The sequence below is a fragment of the uncultured Thermus sp. genome, from assembly GCF_938010445.1.
GTDB lineage: Bacteria > Deinococcota > Deinococci > Deinococcales > Thermaceae > Thermus > Thermus altitudinis.
Map to the genome: position 1 here is coordinate 1 of NZ_CALLUR010000055.1, position 3,005 is coordinate 3,005.

The following is a 3,005-nucleotide window of genomic DNA, read 5'->3' on the forward strand; positions in this document are numbered from 1 at the left end:
TGCTTTCTAGAGAAATCTCAAGGCTTTCATCCTTTAGTACCAAAACCACCCGGTCGCTTTCAATGCGCCGGAGCACCGCCTCGCTACCCGGCAGGAGGCTGCCCACGGGTAACACCAGGTACCCCTCCTTGCTTTCCAGGATGGCCACACTCACCGGGCCTAGAAGCGTGCCTGCTAGCTTGAGTCCCCTTTCCTCCACCAGGGTTTCCAAAGGGGTTTTGGCAGGGGTGGGGACGGGTTCGGCCTTCCCTCCCTCTGATGGTGTCTGGGTGGGCAAGGGAGCTTCCACAAGCCCCGCCGGTGGGGTGAGGATGGGAGGGGCTTCCAACTCAGCCTTGGGTGTTTCCGCCCGGAAGGCTGGCGCCAGCACCTTGGGAGCAGGCAGGGCCCCTTGGCTCCCGTGAAGGGGTCGGGGTGGCGTTTGGGCCACAGTGGGGGCGGGCAAGGGGGTTCCCGGGCTCACCCGTACAGGGGCTCCTGTGGGCACGGGCTGGGGTCTGGGGGCTGGGGTAGGGGTGGGCAGGGGAGCAGGGGGTGGGGCCTCCACCACCAAGGGCACGAAGGGATTGGGGAGGGGAGCTTCCTTTTGGGGTTGCGGCACCGGCACCGGGGCTCGGGCCTTTGCGGCTTCCGTGGCCTGGGGCCTTTCCGCCTGGGCCTTAGGGGGTGTGGGTCCTGGAGAGGGCGGGGTTGCCGTGGCTTGAGGCTCCGCCTGGAGGGGAGGGATGGGAGGTGCCTCTATGGCCTTGGGAGTGGCCTGGGGTGCAGGGATGGGCTCGGCCACAGCGGGCACCTGGGCGGGCAAGTAGAAGCCCACGTACCAGATGGCCACGGCGCTCACCAAGAGGAGGCCCGCCAAAAGGAGCTTGGTGGACTGGGGTAGGTTCCGCCAGGCCTCGACCAGGCGTGGGAGAAGGGATTTCACCGACCACCTCCTTGTGCCCCTGGAGGCGATGGAGCTCCTTGCGTCTGGGTAGCGCCTTCAGGCTGGCCGAGGTCCTTGGCCAGCACGTAGAGGGTTAGGGTCAAGCTGGTGGAGAGAAGGGGGTTTACGTCCTGACCCTGGACGCTGAGGTTAACCCCGGAAAGAGAGCTAAAGCGGGAAAGCTCCTCCAGGCGCTTCAGGTAGGCATAGGTTTCGGGGAAAGGCGCCTCGAGGGAGAGGGCCAGGTTCACCGCCCGCACCTCGGGTACCGGGGCCGAGGTGGGGGAGCGGGTGAAGGAGCGTACCGTGACCCCGCTTCGCAGGGCCTCCGTCAGGATCTCGTTCAAGACCTGGGCCAGGCGTTCTTCTCGGGGAAGGGCCCTCAGGAAGGCCTGGCGCTCCGCTTGCAATTCTGCGATGGCCGCCCGGAGTTCAGGCAGGGCCCGCTGGGCCTGGCGCCCCCTATTCCGCTCAGGGATGAGCCTCTCAATCTCTTGGCGCACGGTTTCCGTTTCCTGGCGCATGGGGACGATGAGAAGGAAGTACCAGAGAAGGGCCACCACCAGGGTGAGGGCGATGGCGATCAGGGCCCATTCCCGCTGTCCCAGCCTAGCGAGCACTTTCCTCACCCCCCACCAAGCCCACCCGGGCGCTGAAGGTGTAAAGCCCCCGGTTCTGGTCCAAGGAAGCCCCTTGGAACTCTATGCCAAAGCGGGGGGAGGTTTCAAAGGCCCGCACGAAGCTCACTAGGGCGTTTTGGTTTAGCGCCTCCCCCTGTACGGTGAACTCCACCCGCACCCGCTTGCCGTCAAAGGTGCCTGCCTGGGCCATCCGGGTGGCCTCGTCTTCCGGTATGGCCCGGGTGCCCACAGAGCGCAGGGCCACGGGAAGCCGCCCCCCTTCTTGGGGAATCTGGCGGATGAAGGTGGCCAGATAATCCGACCACGGGACAAAGCTCTTCTTCAGCCCTTCCCGGATGGCCAGGAGGGCCTCGAGGGCCTTCCTTTCCTGCTCCAAGCGGTTTTGCTCGGCGATGAAGGGTCTCAGGGCCTCCACCTCGGCCCTGAGGGCGTCCCGCTCCGCCTTGGTTTGGTTAAGCTCCGTATACGCTCCGTAGTGGAGGATTCCCAGTACCGAAAGCACCACCAGGGCGAAGGTGGCCGCCACTAGGCGCCACCAGCCTGGTTCCACGCGCCGACGCAGGTTTTTGGGGAGGAGGTTAAGCCTAATCAAAGGGCATCACCCCCCTTAGGGCCAGGCCCACGGGCACCATAAACTCCGGGCCCAGCTCCCTCAACTTCTCCAGATCAAAGCGCTTGGGGTCCACTTGGACGCCTTGCCAGGGGTCGGGGACAGTGAAGTTGACCCCCAGGGTATCCGTGAGGAGGGTGGCGAGACCCCGAAGCCGGCTCCCCCCGCCGTAGAGGTACCCCACCTCTGGTTGCACATCCCCCAGTTGCACCCGGAAGAACTCCAAGCTCCTCCGGATCTCCTGGGTGAGCTCCACCAGAACGGGGCGGATGGCGTCGTAGATTTTGGCAGGGCTGTACCGCTCCCGTTCGGCGTCAAAGTCCAGAAGAAGCTCCTCGTCCTCGGTGGGGATGGTGGCCAAGCCGTAGGTGCGCTTCACCTCCTCGGCAGTGAGGAAGTCCAGGCTGAAGTTTTTACCGATGGCCTCGGTGAAGTCCTTGCCCGAAAGGGTGAGGATCCGCACCGCCAAGGGGCGGTCTCCCTTAAGGAGGACCAGGCTGGTACTTTCCGCCCCGATCTCCACGGCCACGGAAACCCCTTCCGGGTCGCTGGTGAGCTGGGCCTCCAGGGGATAGAGCCCGGCAAAGGGTTTTACGTCCAGGACAATGGGGGTCAGGCCGGCTCCCCGCAGGGCCTCCAGCAGGGAAGCCACCGCTTCCTGCCGGGCAGCTCCCACCATCACCTCCACCTGCTCCCCCTCGGCTGCCTCGGCCAGGGGGTCCAAGGGAGCAAAATCCAGCACCACCTCGTCGATGGGGAAGGGGATGTAGCGCTCCGCCTCCCAGCGCACCGCCTCCTCCATTTCCTTAAGGGGCATCTTGGGTACCTG

4 protein-coding genes are annotated in these 3,005 nt (G+C 65.2%); all 4 read right to left on the reverse strand.

Annotated features, from left to right (window positions below; translation table 11 throughout):
• A partial coding sequence (locus Q0693_RS03100; protein ID WP_298629129.1) for a competence protein occupies positions 1-925 on the reverse strand: 925 nt, incomplete at its 3' end.
• Positions 922-1,545 (reverse strand): type 4a pilus biogenesis protein PilO, encoded by a 624-nt coding sequence (gene pilO, locus Q0693_RS03105; RefSeq protein ID WP_298629134.1) that lies wholly within the window; start codon positions 1,543-1,545, stop codon positions 922-924. The genes Q0693_RS03100 and pilO, both read right to left, overlap by 4 nt.
• A complete protein-coding gene (locus Q0693_RS03110; protein ID WP_298629131.1) occupies positions 1,535-2,158 on the reverse strand; it encodes a flagellar protein FliT in 624 nt (207 codons plus the stop codon). The genes pilO and Q0693_RS03110 overlap by 11 nt, the downstream gene beginning before the upstream one ends.
• Positions 2,151-3,005 (reverse strand): type IV pilus assembly protein PilM (pilM, locus tag Q0693_RS03115; protein ID WP_298629133.1); only part of this gene is annotated, 855 nt, incomplete at its 5' end. The genes pilM and Q0693_RS03110, both read right to left, overlap by 8 nt.